The sequence below is a fragment of the Nocardia sp. NPDC002869 genome (genome assembly GCF_046764065.1).
In the GTDB taxonomy this organism is placed as follows: Bacteria; Actinomycetota; Actinomycetes; order Mycobacteriales; family Mycobacteriaceae; genus Nocardia; species Nocardia rhamnosiphila.
Map to the genome: position 1 here is coordinate 16830 of NZ_JBKOOL010000007.1, position 14322 is coordinate 31151.

A 14322-nucleotide genomic window follows, 5' to 3' on the forward strand; every position below is an offset into this window, starting at 1 on the left:
ACAGCGGCGGGCGGGTCAGAGGACGGTCATACCCGGGGTGGGCGGGAAGGTGACCGGGAGGGCGGTGAGCGCACGCTGGAACGGTCCCGGCCGCCAGGCCGGTTCGTCCGGGCCGAATTCCGGGCGGAGATCCGGCAGGGCGTCCAGCAACTGGTCGACGGCCTCTTCGGCGAGCAGGTAGGTGATGGACCGGGCCTGCGCCGGGCAGGCGTGCGCGCCGGCGCCCCAGGCCAGATCCGTGCCGTGACCCGGATGGTGGGCGGCCGCGCGTTCGGGATCGTCGTGGCAAGCCCCCGCACTGATGAGCACCGGCTGATCGGCGGGCAGCCACACATCCTCGATCAGCACCGGCAGCGGGGGATAGACGATGCTGTGGTGTGCCAGCGGCGGGTCGGTCGCCAGCACCTCCTCCAGCGCCGCGCGGGTCGGCGGGGCGAAGCCCACCTGGTTGGTCGTGAACCGCGGGTCGAGGAGTATCAACAGCAGCGTGTTGGCGATGAGATCACGGGTCGGCTCGACCCCCGCCTGATAGACGGCGAGCAACTGGTCGACCAGTTCGGCGTCCGTCAATTCCGCCGGATGGTCGAGGAGGCGGGTGGTGATGTCGTCACCGGGTTCGGCGCGTTTGGCCGCGACGAGTTCGGCGAGGGCGGCCTCGGTCTCGGCCGCGGCATCCTCGTCGGTGCGCATAGCGAATACGGCGGTGAGCGCCGGCGTCAGCCGGTCCGCGAGCGCGGGCGGGCAACCGACCGATTCGCCGAGCACCCGGAACACCAGCGGTGTGACGTACCGGTCGAGGAGGTCGGCGCCGCCGGCGCCGCAGAACTCGTTGATCAGCTCGACCGCGGCCCGCGCGGTCATCGCGCGCAGCGCGTGCGGATCGACACCGGCAAGTGCCGCGACCATCACCGAACGATAGCGCTCGTGCTCGGTAGCGTCGGTGCGCAGCGCATTCGGGCGATGGCGCATCATCGCGACGATGGGCAGGCCCGCGGGCACCTTCTGCTGCCAGGCGCGCGGGTCGGCCGGGAAATGCGTGGGATCGGCGAGAATGCGCAGGGCGGTGCGGTAGCCGAGGACCAGGGTGGCGGGCACCCCGGGCGCGAGGTCCACCGGAGCCAGCGATCCGTGCCGGGCGCGCATCTGCCGGTAGCAGCCGTGTGGATCGGCGGCGAACTCGGCGGTGTAGATGGGGATCCGGGACGCGCTGGTCTCGGTGGCGGCATGTCTACCGCGTCTGTGCGCCGGCTGCAGCCGGCTCGGCCCTGTCACTCGAGGTACCCCCTGAGGTCGTGCGCCCGGCATCCGGGCGGGACTGTACACCGGCCGCAGCGGGTTCCCCTGCTCGAAAGCGTTCGGCCGGTACGCTTTTCGCGTCTGGCGAGAGATGATACCCAGGCCGTTGCGGAAGTCGCATGCGAACGGCCCGGCGTTTCGGCCTCGTCCGCCCGGTCTTGCGCGAGGGCGCAGGCGATCAGTTCTCCCTCGCGTCGCCGGTGTCACCACCCGGCCGACATCGAGTTTCACGATGCGGTCCGCGCAGTCGAATTCCGAATGTGCAGAACGTCGTCACCTCGGTATCCGTCGAGGACCCGGGCGATCCGCAGTGGGCCGGCGATCCCGGGATGAAGCTGTACCGGGAGAAGTGGCCCGGTACCAGCCCGGCGCCGACCCCGCCGACGGTTGCACCCTCGTGGGCTGGGCCATCGCTCAGAGCTTCCACAAGACCTTCGACGCCGCGTCCTGCAAGACCCGCGAGGGCCTGCGCGACGCCATGCGCTCACTCGACGATGTCGCGATCGATCTGCTGCTGCCCGGGATCACCCTGCGCACCGGCGACGGCGACGGAATCCCCATGGAGGCCATGCGGATCCAGCGGTTCGAAGGGGACCGCTGGGCGCTCGCCGGCGATCTCGTCGACACCGCGGGCCGGTGAACCCCGCCCACCACTACGTCCGCGGCGCGATCCGGCGCCGGCGGCCCGCCTCGATCAAGTGATGCGGACACCCCCCATGAAAATCAGAACCAGCGTAGCGACGGCCGCGATAGCGGCGGCCTCCCTCGGTGCGGCGGCCGCCCCGGCCTACGCCGGGCCCGCGCCCGTGCCGCGGGAACTCACCTACGAGATCACCCAGGAGGGCGCCTCCGCGGTGGTGGACACGAACGGGAAATGGCAGCTGGCGGGGTGACCAGCTGATCCTGAAGGCCGTCGACGACACTCCGCTGACCACGGTCCCGCTGACCTATCGCAAGGACGATATCGCCTACCCGATCGCGGCCCGGATCGACGGGGGCACCGCGGTGCTCACCCCGCGGCGCGACGGCGGCGTCCCGGTGGCGCCGGTGCAGGCGCCGGTGATCACCCCCGAGCAGGCGGGTGAGGAGATCGCCGAGCAGTTCACCCCGCGGGACCTGCAGGCGCTCGACCGGTCGCCGCCGGAACACCCGGCCGGCCCGTTCCGGAAGATGGAACGGGCCGGCCGTCGCGGCGTATCTCACCGCCACCCCGTCGCGTACTGCAATACCAGCGCGGACACCGCGAGCGTCACCGCGAGGACGGCGCCGAACAGCAGCGGTCGCGGTCCGGCCGCGCGCAGCCGCCGCCAGGTGAGCGAGGTACCGATCGCGGCGAGGACCGCGGCGACGAGCCAGGAACTGAGGCCGGTGAGCCGGTCGGTCCAGCCGGTCGGCAGCACACCGAGCCCGGCGACGACCGATGCCGCGACGAACAGCACGACGAACAGCGGAACGCTGCGCCACAGCGGAGCGCGCGGTCCCGATGGTGCGGCGCGACGGGCGGACAGGTGCAGGCCGAGACACAGCGGGACGATCATCAGGCTGCGCACCAGTTTCACGATCACCGCGAAACTCGCCGCCGCCGGGCCGAAGGCGATACCGGCGGCCAGTACCGAGGAGGTGTCGTTGACCGCGGTACCCGCCCACAGTCCGAACGCCCGCTCCGACATACCCAGCAGCCGGCCGAGCGGCGGATAGACCAGCACCGCGGCGATATTGAAGACGAAAATCGTGCCGAGCGCGTAGGCCACCCGTTCGCGGTCCGGTTTCAGGACCGCGGTGGCGGCCGCGATCGCCGACGCGCCGCAGATGGCGGACCCCGCCGCGATCAGTACCGTCGATTCGCGGTGCAGCGCCAGCAGCCGTCCCACCACGACCGCGGTCACGGCCGCCACACCCAGTGTGCCCAGCAGCACCACGGCGGTTTCCCGGCCGACGGTGAGCACCGCGTCCAGGGGCAGACCGAGCCCCATCAGGACGATCGCGACGGCCAGCAGATGTTGCCGTGCCCAGTCCAGCCCGGGGCCGAACCGGTCCGACCGTGCGACCCGGCCGCCCAGGACCGCCCCGCAGGCCAGAGCCAGCACCGGAGCTCCCGCGAGCGGGACGGCAACGGCCAGTGCGGTGGCCACGGTTGCCAGCGCGGCCGCCAGCATCAGGCCCGGAAACCTGCGATACACCTCGTTCACCCCTGCGACCTTGCTGAATGTCGGCGCGCGCCGGTAGCCGCCGATCCCGGAGGACCTCATAAGAAAACCTGATGACCGGCGTTCCATAATCGAGGGCGTGACCCTGCCGCCCACCACCCCCGACCTCGCGGTGCTCGACCTGCTGGTCTCCGTGGCGGATACCGGCAGCCTCGGCGCCGCGGCCCGGCGGCACGGGATGACCCAGCCCGCCGCGAGTATGCGGATCAGTGCCCTCGAGCGGCGGTTGCGATTACGGTTGCTCGACCGGGGACCCACCGGTTCCACGCTCACCGAACCCGGTCGCGCCGTGGTCGATCAGGCGCGCACGGTGCTCGCCGCGGCCCGGACGTTCAACGAGACCGTCGCCGCCCTGCATTCCGCCGATACTCCCCGGCTGCGCATCGCGGCCTCCAAAACCATTGCCGACCATCGGATGCCGCAGTGGCTCGCCGATCTGCGCGGGGTCCGTCCGGATATCGCGGTCTCGCTGGAGGTCGACAACACGGCCCAGGTGGAAGCCATGGTGCGCGCGGGTGCGGCCGATATCGGGTTCGTCGAGGGCCCGCACCCGCCGCCCGGTCTCGGCGGCCGGGTGCTCGGCGCGGACGAACTACTGGTGGTGGTGGGACCCACGCATCCGTGGGCGGCCCGTACCCATCCGGTGAGCCTGCGCGAGCTGGCGACGACCCCACTGCTGTGGCGCGAATCCGGGTCCGGGACCCGGGAAACGGTCCAGGAGATCCTGAGCTCCTATGGTCCGCCGGCGCCGCCCGCCGCCGAACTCGGCTCGGCGGTCGCCATCGTCGCCGCCGCCCGGAGCGGGATGGCGCCGGCGGTGCTCAGCACTCTTGTCGCCGCCCCGGAACTGGCCGCCGGTGCGCTGCATCAGGTCGCGTTGGCCGATTCGGTAGTACTGACCCGGCAGTTCCGTGCCATCTGGCGGCGCGGCAACCCGCCGGCGGATGCGGCGGAGATCCTCGTGCGGTGCGCGACCGCACGGTGAACCGTCCGTATCCGGGACACAGCTGGCATGCTGTCCCGTATGGCCGCTATTCGCCTCGACATCTTCGACTCCGTCGCCACCATCACGCTCGATCGCCCGGACAAACTCAACGCCTTCACCCCCGCGATGGGTTGTGAGCTGATCGAGGCGTTCGACACCTGCGACCGTGACGACGCGGTACGTGCCGTGGTGCTCACCGGCGCCGGCCGCGCCTTCTGTGCCGGCGCGGATCTGTCGGCCGGCGCGGAGAACAGGCCTATGCGCTCGCACGCCGGATCACCGAGCAGTCCGCTCCGGTCTCGGTGGCGCTGTCGCGGCAGATGCTGTGGCGCGGGCTGGGCGCCGATCATCCGATGATCGCGCATCGGGTCGAATCGCGCGGTATCCACAGCCGGGGTGCCGGCGCCGACGCGAAGGAAGGCGTGTCGTCGTTCCTGGAGAAGCGGCCCGCGCGGTATCCCGACAGTGTGGCGCGCGATCTACCGGACATCTTCGGTGACGATCTGCCGGTACCGTCGTTCCGGCGCTGATCCGGAATCCCCGCTGGGAGTGTACTTTCGGTGACAGATACCTGGGCAAAGGTGAGTTCGCAAAAGTGCGCGCGGGGTTCGGCGCGGGTCTAGGATCTGTGGCACAACGAGTTTCGGAGGTGCTGCATGCCGGACGAAGTCCTGGAGCCCAACATCGAGCTGTTCTCCCGCAACGGTTTCGCCGGTCCGAACACGACCATCGTGCGCGCCCAGTACCGGCCCCGTTTCCTGCACGCCCGCGGCGAATATGTGCCGCGGCGCTTCCACACCTGGGACCTACCCGCCGGTGTGTTCGCCGAGCCGAAGGCCCTACCGGTCCCGATTCTCGAGGGTGACGGCATCGGCTTCGAACTGCATCGGCGCTCGGCCGCGATGTCCTTCGGTTACGTCAATGTCCGGTCCGACGAACTGCACTACATCGTGTCCGGGCGCGGCGAACTCGATACCGAGGTGGGCACGCTCGACGTGCGGGCCGGGGATATCGTCCTGATCCCACGTGCGGTCACCTATCGGTGGGGCGGGATCGCCGAGGAGATCAACGAGTTCATCGTGGTCACCGCCTCCGAGCTCCACCTCGACCCCGAAGGCGCGCCCGGCACCTTCAATCCCGACCTGCACCTGGACCGGCCCACTCCGCACGGCCGCCCCGGGCTACCGGTCGACGACGAATACGAGGTGGTCGTCCGCACCGGCGACACCTTCACCTCGTATTTCTACGATGTCGATCCCATTCCGTGCCTCGATGTACTCGGCGCCCCACTCGTCGTTCGTTTCAACCTCGAACATGTGCAGGGCCTCGCCGTCGCCGAGGGCGGTCTCGCCCCGGCCCGGCTCATGAACAGCACCTCGGGCAACGATTTCGTCTTCGGCACCGGTAGCCGGCGCAGTACCCGCCCGCCGGTCCATCACAACGCCGATTTCGACGAGGTCATCTGCTACGCCATGGGGCCGTCCCCGTGGGGTTCGGTCGATACGCCCGGGACCGTCACCTGGACGCCCAAGGGCCTGCTGCACCAGGGGCCCGACGAGGATGTGCAGCCCGGATACCGAGCATTCCTCATCGAGACCAGGTCGGACCTGACCATGACCCCGGCCGGCCGCGATATCGCGCATCTGATGGAAACCGATCAGTACGGTGTCCATCCGGCCGAGGGGCAGACGGCCGCGGCCGCCCGCTGAGCCCGGTGTTCCGGCCGGTTCGACGAAGGGGCCGGCCGGAACACTAGGCCAGTCGATCGAGCCAGCGCACCAGGGTCTCGGTCCCGTCCCGGAATCCGGCGGACCGGGGCCGGTTGAGGAAGCCGTGCCGGGTGCCGGGGACGATCACATGGTCGGTCTCGATCCCGGCGTCGGTGAGTTCCTCGGCGAAGGTCGTACTCGACGCGCTCAACGAGTCGTAGGCGGCGTCGAGCAGCAGCACCGGCGGCAGCCCGGTCGATTTCGCTCCGCCCGGGAAGACGTCCGGATCGCGCAGCAGCTCTTCCGAGCCCACATAGTTGAGATTCATCCGCCGGATGACATCCGGGGTGAACGTGCCGATCCGGCGCCGGCCGCGTAGCCGGGCGCGCACCGGTTCCGGAAGGCGGGGGAGTTCGGCGTGCAGGGTGGCATAGGCCAGGACCAGCCCGGCCGGCCCCGGCCCGCTCGAGTCACGTAGCCGCAGCGCGGCGGATGCGGCGAGGCAGGCGCCCGCGCTGGCGCCCCCGAGCACGGTCCGGGGTTCGTCGGTCATCAGGTCCGCGACTGCGGTGAGTACATCGTCGAGCGGCGCCGGGTACCGGTTGTCCGACGGCCGGTACTTCGGCGGGCCCCACGCCCGGAACCGGGGGACCAGCGCGTAATCGACGGTGCGTACCCGGCGCCCGGACGCGGCGACCCGCAGGGCCACCGCATGCGATTCCAGCTGGTCGAGCCCGCCCGAGACGAACGCCCCACCGTGGATCCACAGCAACGGCGGGGCCGCCGGGTCCGGTGCGGCGGGAAGATACTCGCGGATCGGTATCCGGCCCCGGAGTCCGGAAAGGTGCCTGTCACGGATCTGCGTGTCGCCCATCCATAGTCCTCGATCCGGAATCCTGCCCCGCCCGGACGGTGTCCGTGGAGCCCCACGTATCGCGTGCACCGCCGGCTCGCCGCAGTACGGTCCCGGCGATGATATCTCCGGGCTGTCGCGGCCCGGCACCGGCCCGGTATCGCCGACCGCGGCGCGAGTGGTGGTCAGCGCCTTGGACCGGGTTGCGGGTGCCCCAACTCACAGCGGTGTGCGGAAACCTCGCCGCGGGTCGCCTGTTGCACGAAAGCGTGACTTCCACCGCTACCACCACGGCGAGCACAGCTGTCGCTGCCTCTCCCCGCACCGGCTGGCAGGTACCGGCGATGCTGGCCCTCGCGCTCGGCGGCTTCGGGATCGGCACCACCGAGTTCGTCACGATGGGGTTGCTCCCCGATATCGCCGGCGCTTTCTCGGTCTCCGAGCCGACCGCCGGGCACGCGGTCTCCGCCTATGCGCTCGGGGTGGTGGTCGGTGCGCCGGTGATCGCGGCCGCCTGCGCGAAGGTGGCGCGGAAGCGGCTGCTGGTGGTCCTCATGGCGGCCTTCGCGATCGGCAATCTCGCCTCGGCGCTCGCGCCGAACTTCGCCACCCTGGTCGCCGCCCGGTTCGTCTCCGGGTTCCCGCACGGCGCCTATTTCGGTGTCGCCTCGCTGGCGGCCGCGTCCCTGGCGCCGGCCGGGCAGCGCGCCAGGGCCGTGGCGGCGGTGATGCTCGGGTTGAGCACCGCGAATGTGGTCGGCGTCCCGGCGGCGACCTGGCTGGGGCAGCATCTCGGGTGGCGCAGTGCCTTCGTGGTGGTCGCGGTGCTCGGGGTGGCCACAGTGGTCGCGCTGCTGCGCTTCGTCCCACCGCTGACGGCGGTCGTGACCACCAATCCACTCACCGAACTCGGCGCGCTGCGCCGGCCGCAGGTTCTGCTGACCCTCGCGGTGGGCGCCATCGGCTTCGGCGGCATGTTCGCCGTCTACACCTATGTGAGCACCACCCTCACCGATGTCGCGGGTATGGGAGCGGGCCTGGTGCCGCTGGTGCTCGCGCTCTTCGGCGTCGGCATGGTGCTGGGCAATATCGGTGGCGGGGTGCTCGCCGATCGTGGGGTGGACCGGTCGATCTTCGTGGCCATGGGCGCCATGACGGCGGTGCTGCTCGGCTTCGTCGCCGCGGCGCACAATCCCATCACCGCCGGAATCGGTGCCCTGCTGGTGGGTGCCACGGGCGCCGCGCTGGCGCCCGGACTGCAGACCCGGCTGATGGATGTGGCCGCCGACGCGCAGACCCTGGCCGCGGCGCTCAACCACGCGGCCCTGAACATCGCCAACGCCGCCGGCGCCTGGCTGGGCGGACTGGTGATCGCGGCCGGTTACGGCTATACGGCACCGGCGCTGGTCGGCGCGGGTCTGGCGGCTCTCGGCGTCGCAGTGTTCACCGTGACCGTGTGGGCCGCTCGCCGTTCCTGACCTCTGCTCGGGCACCCATCGAGCCGGTGTCCGCGGGTACCCGCCCTCCGGTGCCGTCGGCCCTGTCGCGGGGCCATCCACCTCGGCGGACCCGATCGACTGCTCGGGCGGCGTACTCAGGGAGCGATGCGCAGCATCCGTCCGACGGTGGCCTGCCAATACGAACGATCGGGGCCGATGGTCCCGGTGAGCTGCAGGGGTTCGTCCAGCGGCGCGATACCCACCGGCCGGTGCGCCCGCAGCTCACCCGTGCCGAAATCCACCGCCGTGTAGTACACCGGACCCACCTGCCGGCTTCCGCCGCCGGGCGGGAGCGGCCGGTAGGAGAGCCCGTAGATCAGGCCGTCCGCGCGCGACAGGCGAGGCAGCGAGGCCATCCGGTCCCCGGTCTCCCAGATCCGGCGGCACCCGGTCTCCGAGACATCGATGCGGGTCATACCGCCGGTGAACACCGCATTCGGTGGGTCGCTGGGTCCGGATGTCGCAGCCGGTGGATAGCCGAACCCGTAGGTGCTGGGGATCACCAGGGAATCTCCCCAGGCCATCGGTGAGTTCTCGGTGCCCTGCCCGGAGGTTCCGAAGGCCGGGGTCCGGCACACCTGCGTTCCGTCGTCGGCCCGGTAGACGAGCAGATCCGGGCGTTCGGCATCATCGACGATTGCCACCCATTCGTCACCGCCGGGGCCGAAATAGGTCGGCGTGGTACCGGATCCGGGCCCGAGCCGGCCGGGTTTGCGGATCGTGCCCGCCGCGTAGGGCCGCCGCCAGACCACCTCGGGCACACCGGAGTTCCCGGCCCGCATCTCGTAGAGCGCGCGGGTGGTGAGGACCGAGGTACCGTCCCGGCGCACGCTCAGCCCGTTGGTGAGTTTCTCGCCCTCGGGCAGCCGGGTCGCCGCCGCGCGGCCGGCGGGGTCGACGGTGCCGATCTCCTGGGTGTCGAAGCTCCGTGACTCCGGAACCGGCGGGTGAGTTCCCGCGCCGTGGTGGTTCTGCCCGCCCTAACGTGCTGTGCGGCCGGATGATCACCCGGGCGAGCGTCTCGGGACGACCCATATCCGCAGAGGGCCTTCCTACTCCGCGCCGAGGCGAACGACGGGCAATTTTTCGGGTATCCGGCCGGTGTAGCGGCAGTTCGACCGTAACGGTGGAGAAGGAGAGAGAGTGGATCCTGCGGTATTGCTCATGGCGGGGTGGGCGGCCGGGGTGTTCGGCGCCACCCGGCTCGGCCGGGAGCCGCGCCGGTTGTCCACGGGATTCTTCCTGCTCGCGGCGGTCGCGCTGGTCCTCGCCGGTGCGGGAGCCGCGGCCGCGCGGCTGGCCGATCCGTCCGGCCCGGAATCGGTTTCGGTGCTCCTGGGCGCGCTGTTCTCGCTGGGTGTGATCGTGGTGGGACTCGGGCTGCTCACGAACGGCATCACCGTCGCCCGGCGCGAAGGGGTGCGGCCGATCACCATGGCCCCGGTGGTGGTGGGCCTCGGTCTGCTCGTGCTCCCCCTCGCGGCGTTGCTCGCCCTACGACGCGGACCCGCCGTACCGCACTGGCTGATGCTCATCGCCGCCACGGCCACTCTGGTGGGTATCTACCTGCTGGCGCATCTGCTCGCCTTCGCCGGGCATGCCGTGCTGTACGGCAAACTCCCGGACGGGACAGGCGCGGACGCCGTGGTGGTCCTGGGCTGCGGCCTGAACCGGAACCGCGTCACGCCCCTGCTCGCGGCCCGCCTGAACCGAGCACTCCAGGTCTATCGCGCCGAAACAGCGCTCGGGCGCAGGCCGGTCCTCGTCACCTCCGGGGGGAAGGGCAGCGACGAGGCACTCAGTGAGGCCGACGCGATGGCGGCCTATCTCGTCGACGCCGGTGTCGCCGAGACGTCGATCCTCCGGGAACGCTGCTCACGCAATACCGAGGAGAACCTGCGCAATACCGCGGACCTGCTCCACCGGTACGGGCTCGACGCCGCGGACGCCCGGGTCACGGTCGTCACCAGTAACTTCCATGTCCTGCGCGCCGCGGCGCTGACCCGACGTCTCGGCATCCGGGCCCAGGTCGTCGGTGCCCGCACCGCGCGTTACTTCATCCCCGCCGCTTTCCTGCGCGAGTTCGCGGCCGTCCTGACCACCCACTATCGCCGCACCCACCTGGCGGTCGCCGCCGTCACGGTTGTCGCCCTCGCCGCCGCCGGAATCGACGCCTACTTGTCCATGTGAGTTCCCGGCTGTCCGGCTGCCGGTCGAGGCCCCGGAAGCCGGGCGCACCCGGGCCGGGCCCCGGTCAGGTGAGGGAACGCTGGATCTCGTCCGGTCCGAGCGGGGTTTCGTGAACGGTCAGCCAGCGGTACCGGTTCTCGTCCGGGTCGGCGCGCAGTACTGCGCTCGTCCGCCGATACTCGCTGGTGTCGCCGTCGCGATGCTCTTCCACGAAGCGCACCACGGTGAGATCGGCCGAGGCGCAGACTGTCTCGATATCCGATACCTCGATGACCAGACCCGGGCGACTGTTGCGGGCCCGGTGCAGGCCCGCGAGCAGTTCGGTTTTCCGCACTACCGCGCCCGCGACCGTCACCATCGAGAAATCGTCGTGCTGAGCGGCGGCGAATCCGTCCAGCACCTGGGGAGACGCGGGTGTACCGAGCCAGGTGGCCAGCAGCGAGTGGACCCGTTCGACCTCCGACCGCGCATCCAACGGTTCGGCGGTATCGGGTAGTCCACTTGGTTCGGTCATATTCGGCACAGTACCGGCCAGGGGCGCATGCGACCGGCACCCGCACCCGGTCTCATCGGTACCGGGCCGGGGAGGCGGCGAACCCGTCCACCACGGTGAGTTCGACCCACAGCGTCCGCAGCCGGGCCGCGGCGCCCCGGTCGGTTGCCCACGGCTTGACGCCGCCGACGAGCATATCGTCGCCGCGGGCCGCTTCGGCGATATCGCAGTCCTGGCAGTACGCGCCGCCGTGGCCGGGTAACAACGGTGAGGTGGCGGCCCGCACCGCGGTGGCCGCTCCCTGGGCGGGGGTCTTGAAACCCGGGGCGATACGGCCGTCGTCGGTGAGCCGGCCCTGGGCGAGCTGCTCGGACCTGGGAATACGCCGCTGCAGCGGTGTGAGAATACTGCCCGGGTGTACCGCGAAGGCGTGCAGTCCATCGGTTGCGCCGAGCTCGTCGAGGTGCACAGCGAACAGTGCGTTGGCGGTTTTGGACTGTCCGTACGCGGCCCAGTGAGCGTAGTCGTGCCGGAAAGGCGCGTCCTCCCAGCGGATACCGGAGAGGAAATGCCCGGACGACGATACCGAGACCACCCGCGCGCCGGTCGGGGCGAATGCGGGCCGCAGTGCGGTGATCAGCGCGAAGTGGCCGAGATGATCGATGGCGAAATGTGCCTCCCAGCCGGGCCCGATGTGCTGAACCATGGCGCCGACATGGCGGACGGCCGCTTTCCACTCCGGACCGGCCAGCGCGGCGTCGAGCACCTCCCGGGATTCGAAGCTCAGAATGGACAGCCCATCCCATCCGGCGGACCGCTCGTCGAAGCTGTCGAGCAGTTCGGTGTGCTGCCAGCGCAGCAGGCCGGGCAGGGGGTAGGTGACCCGCGGCGGTGTTCGCCGCGCCACCACTCGATGAACTGGTCGTGGGTCCAATCGCTCGGGCGTGCCGCCAGAACCATGAGGTTGTACATGACCGCATCCTAACTGAATTCTGTTCAGTTTCGTAGGGCGCACGACAGTGCGCACCCCCGGCGGAGGGTGATTACGCGCGCACCATGCGCACCGCGGTCTCGGTGACCGTTTCGGTGATCGCGGCGAGGGTGAGCGCGCCGTCCGGGCGGTACCAGCGCCAGACGCTGATCACCGCGGCGAGTACGAGCCGGCCCAGTATCCGCGGATCGTCACCGGCGAAATCGCCGGTCTCAACACCGCGGGCGATCAGGTCGGTCCAGTTCTGTTCGATCTCCTGGACCAGTTCGCGTGAGCGGAGCCGTTCGGCTTCCTCTTTCTCGGACTGCCGGGGGGCGGCGAGCAGATCCATATGGTTCTGCAGGATGCGTCGCTGCAACGCGTCGATGGGCTCGGCGCGCAATGCCGCGGCCACCGCCGCGCGCAATGCCATTTCCGGATTTTCCTCACCCTCGATGGCCGCGACGAAACGATCCGCGGAATCGGCCAATTCCAGCCGCATGATGGTCAGCAGGCAGTGCGCTTTCGATTCGAAATAGTGGTACAGCGCCGTCTGGCCGATTCCGACTTCGTCGGCGATGGAGGCCCATTTCGTATGCTCGTAACCGATTCGTCCGAATTGCTCGATGGCCGCGGTCAGGATGCTGCCGCGCTTGGAACGCGGGCTCTCCCGCCGAGTTCCGGTATCAACGGTCATGAGTGAAGTGCCCCCAGGATTCGACGATGTGGATGCTTCAACTCTACCCCACCCGATATGAACTCGAGTCGGCTGCGGCGAGTCGGACCGCGTCCCCGGCCGGGATAATTTCCCGACCCGATTCTGCGGGAGGTCGGCGACGGTGAACAGGTATTCGGTCCATTTGAATTTGGGGAAATCCGCGGCGGCGAGCTGCGCGGTGACCGTCGGCAGAGTCAGCTCAGCGGTATCGGTGACGACCAGGGCCGCCGCGCGTTCGCCGAGGAGATCGTCGGGGACGGGCACGACGCACACCTGCACCACGCCCGGTAGCGCCGCGATCGCCGCCTGCTCATCGCCCGGACACCCGAGGTCGCCTTCGCACGCTGAGCGGTGCGGGCCCGTCCGACAAGGAGGATCACCGATGAATCGCCGGCTCTGCCTGTCCCGGCGCCCGGCCGGAAAGCTGAGCGTCACCGATCTCGACCTGATCGAGGAACCCGTTCCCGAACCCGGTGCGGGCGAGATACTGGTGCGCAACACCTGGCTGTCGATCGATCCGTCCATCCGCATCCGGCCGGCGGAGACCACACCCGATGGGTACCTGCCGCCGCTGCGGCCGGGTGAAGGTCTCAGCGGTCTCGCGCTCGGCATGGTCGCCGAGACCCGTCATCCGGACTACGCCGTGGGCGATCTGGTCTCCCACACCCTCGGCTACCGTGAATACGCGCTGGTGGGTGCCGGGGCGCAGACCATCGGCGGCTACGGCGCGCCCACCCGGATCGAAGCCGGGGCCTGCCGCCGCAATGGTTCCTCGGGCCGCTGGGCAGCGCCGGACTCACCGCGTATGTGGGGCTGATCGAGATCCTCGAGCTGACCGCGGCGGACACGCTGTGGGTGTCGTCGGCCGCCGGTGCGGTCGGCTCGCTCGCCGCCCAACTCGCCGTATTGCGCGGCGCCACGGTGCTCGGGTCGGCGGGCAGCCCGGATAAAGTCGCCTACCTGCGTGACGAACTCGGCATCGCGGCCTTCGACTACCGCGAACCCGCCCTGGCGGAATCGCTGGCCGCGCTCGCGCCCAGCGGAATCGACGCGTATTTCGACAATGCCGGTGGTGACCATCTGACCGCGGCGCTGGACGCCCTGTGCCCACAGGGCCGGATCGCGTTGTGCGGTGCGGTGTCCGGTGACGACGGCGCCGCCCCGGCCGGGCCGCCGAACCTGTTCACCATGGTGGCGAGAGGTCTGCGCATGCGGGGTTTCCGGGCCGGATCCTTCAACCACCTCGAGGCGCCGATGCGCGCCGAGGTCGGTGCGCATCTCGCGGCCGGACGACTGGTCCACCGGGAATCGGTGTTCGAGGGGATCGAGCAGGCGGCGGCCGCCCTGGTGGCGATGCTGTCGGGCGCGACGACCGGCAAAACATTGTGCCATCTGGCCTGAG

13 protein-coding genes and 4 pseudogenes are annotated in these 14322 nt (G+C 70.3%); 9 read left to right on the forward strand and 8 right to left on the reverse strand.

Annotation, left to right across the window (positions count from 1 at the left end; all coding sequences use genetic code 11):
• Positions 1-15: 15 nt before the first annotated feature.
• Positions 16-1272 (reverse strand): cytochrome P450, encoded by a 1257-nt coding sequence (locus ACLML9_RS02090; protein ID WP_411943849.1) that lies wholly within the window; start codon positions 1270-1272, stop codon positions 16-18.
• A gap of 373 nt (positions 1273-1645) precedes the next feature.
• Here ACLML9_RS02090 and ACLML9_RS02095 point away from each other — a divergent pair, with 373 nt between their 5' ends.
• Together ACLML9_RS02095 and ACLML9_RS02100 are read left to right on the forward strand one after the other, a co-directional pair.
• The gene (locus tag ACLML9_RS02095) at positions 1646-1936 is read left to right on the forward strand and encodes a hypothetical protein (RefSeq protein WP_411943850.1); all 291 of its coding nucleotides are present in this window, start codon (positions 1646-1648) and stop codon (positions 1934-1936) included.
• Positions 1937-2012: 76 nt separating this feature from the next.
• Positions 2013-2189 carry a hypothetical protein gene (locus ACLML9_RS02100; RefSeq protein ID WP_411943851.1) on the forward strand — a complete coding sequence of 59 codons (177 nt, stop codon included), beginning with the start codon at positions 2013-2015 and terminating at the stop codon, positions 2187-2189.
• A gap of 306 nt (positions 2190-2495) precedes the next feature.
• Here the strand turns inward: ACLML9_RS02100 and ACLML9_RS02105 are convergent, their stop codons facing one another.
• On the reverse strand, positions 2496-3545 hold the full coding sequence (locus ACLML9_RS02105) for a YeiH family protein (RefSeq protein ID WP_411943852.1): 1050 nt from the start codon (positions 3543-3545) through the stop codon (positions 2496-2498).
• A 37-nt stretch (positions 3546-3582) separates the two neighbouring features.
• On the opposite strand from ACLML9_RS02105, the gene ACLML9_RS02110 reads away from it, so the two are divergent.
• The 3 genes and pseudogenes from ACLML9_RS02110 to ACLML9_RS02120 all read left to right on the forward strand — a co-directional run bounded on the left by ACLML9_RS02110 (position 3583) and on the right by ACLML9_RS02120 (position 6197).
• Positions 3583-4488, forward strand: a complete 906-nt coding sequence (locus ACLML9_RS02110; RefSeq protein ID WP_356955740.1) for a LysR family transcriptional regulator — start codon at positions 3583-3585, stop codon at positions 4486-4488.
• Positions 4489-4527: 39 nt separating this feature from the next.
• A pseudogene (locus ACLML9_RS02115) lies at positions 4528-5018 on the forward strand (enoyl-CoA hydratase-related protein).
• A gap of 126 nt (positions 5019-5144) precedes the next feature.
• A complete protein-coding gene (locus tag ACLML9_RS02120) occupies positions 5145-6197 on the forward strand; it encodes a homogentisate 1,2-dioxygenase (protein WP_411943853.1) in 1053 nt (350 codons plus the stop codon).
• A 43-nt stretch (positions 6198-6240) separates the two neighbouring features.
• Here ACLML9_RS02120 and ACLML9_RS02125 read toward each other — a convergent pair whose 3' ends face one another.
• On the reverse strand, positions 6241-7071 hold the full coding sequence (locus tag ACLML9_RS02125) for an alpha/beta hydrolase (RefSeq protein ID WP_411943854.1): 831 nt from the start codon (positions 7069-7071) through the stop codon (positions 6241-6243).
• 248 nt (positions 7072-7319) lie between these two features.
• Here ACLML9_RS02125 and ACLML9_RS02130 point away from each other — a divergent pair, with 248 nt between their 5' ends.
• Positions 7320-8528 carry an MFS transporter gene (locus ACLML9_RS02130; protein WP_411943855.1) on the forward strand — a complete coding sequence of 403 codons (1209 nt, stop codon included), beginning with the start codon at positions 7320-7322 and terminating at the stop codon, positions 8526-8528.
• Positions 8529-8644: 116 nt separating this feature from the next.
• Here the strand turns inward: ACLML9_RS02130 and ACLML9_RS02135 are convergent.
• A pseudogene (locus tag ACLML9_RS02135) lies at positions 8645-9457 on the reverse strand (hypothetical protein); the annotation flags it as partial.
• Positions 9458-9692: 235 nt separating this feature from the next.
• Between ACLML9_RS02135 and ACLML9_RS02140 the strand changes: the two are divergent.
• Positions 9693-10739 carry a YdcF family protein gene (locus ACLML9_RS02140; protein WP_411943856.1) on the forward strand — a complete coding sequence of 349 codons (1047 nt, stop codon included), beginning with the start codon at positions 9693-9695 and terminating at the stop codon, positions 10737-10739.
• 64 nt (positions 10740-10803) lie between these two features.
• On the opposite strand, the gene ACLML9_RS02145 is transcribed toward ACLML9_RS02140, so the two are convergent.
• From ACLML9_RS02145 to ACLML9_RS02160, 4 genes and pseudogenes are all read right to left on the reverse strand, one after another.
• Entirely contained in the window at positions 10804-11253 is a 450-nt protein-coding gene (locus ACLML9_RS02145) for a hypothetical protein (RefSeq protein WP_411943857.1), read from the reverse strand.
• A 682-nt stretch (positions 11254-11935) separates the two neighbouring features.
• Positions 11936-12204: pseudogene (locus ACLML9_RS02150) on the reverse strand (EthD family reductase); the annotation flags it as partial.
• 71 nt (positions 12205-12275) lie between these two features.
• Positions 12276-12899: a TetR/AcrR family transcriptional regulator gene (locus tag ACLML9_RS02155; protein WP_411943858.1), complete on the reverse strand. Its 624-nt coding sequence runs from the start codon at positions 12897-12899 to the stop codon at positions 12276-12278.
• Between the two features lie 43 nt (positions 12900-12942).
• Positions 12943-13229 (reverse strand): annotated as a pseudogene (locus ACLML9_RS02160) (AMP-binding enzyme); the annotation flags it as partial.
• 73 nt (positions 13230-13302) lie between these two features.
• On the opposite strand from ACLML9_RS02160, the gene ACLML9_RS02165 reads away from it, so the two are divergent.
• Together ACLML9_RS02165 and ACLML9_RS02170 are read left to right on the forward strand one after the other, a co-directional pair.
• Positions 13303-13737: a hypothetical protein gene (locus ACLML9_RS02165; protein ID WP_411943859.1), complete on the forward strand. Its 435-nt coding sequence runs from the start codon at positions 13303-13305 to the stop codon at positions 13735-13737.
• Positions 13728-14321 carry a zinc-binding dehydrogenase gene (locus tag ACLML9_RS02170; RefSeq protein WP_411943860.1) on the forward strand — a complete coding sequence of 198 codons (594 nt, stop codon included), beginning with the start codon at positions 13728-13730 and terminating at the stop codon, positions 14319-14321. Before ACLML9_RS02165 ends, ACLML9_RS02170 begins: the two co-directional genes overlap by 10 nt.
• The last annotated feature ends 1 nt before the right edge of the window (position 14322 follow it).

What these genes read in the sequence shown, in the direction of transcription:
- ACLML9_RS02165 (WP_411943859.1), top strand. Translation starts at nt 13,303, where the DNA reads ATGAATCGCCGGCTCTGCCTGTCCCGGCGCCCGGCCGGAAAGCTGAGC.
- ACLML9_RS02105 (WP_411943852.1), bottom strand. Translation starts at nt 3,545, where the DNA reads ATGAGGTCCTCCGGGATCGGCGGCTACCGGCGCGCGCCGACATTCAGC.
- ACLML9_RS02155 (WP_411943858.1), bottom strand. Translation starts at nt 12,899, where the DNA reads ATGACCGTTGATACCGGAACTCGGCGGGAGAGCCCGCGTTCCAAGCGC.
- ACLML9_RS02145 (WP_411943857.1), bottom strand. Translation starts at nt 11,253, where the DNA reads ATGACCGAACCAAGTGGACTACCCGATACCGCCGAACCGTTGGATGCG.
- ACLML9_RS02100 (WP_411943851.1), top strand. Translation starts at nt 2,013, where the DNA reads ATGAAAATCAGAACCAGCGTAGCGACGGCCGCGATAGCGGCGGCCTCC.
- ACLML9_RS02125 (WP_411943854.1), bottom strand. Translation starts at nt 7,071, where the DNA reads ATGGGCGACACGCAGATCCGTGACAGGCACCTTTCCGGACTCCGGGGC.
- ACLML9_RS02120 (WP_411943853.1), top strand. Translation starts at nt 5,145, where the DNA reads ATGCCGGACGAAGTCCTGGAGCCCAACATCGAGCTGTTCTCCCGCAAC.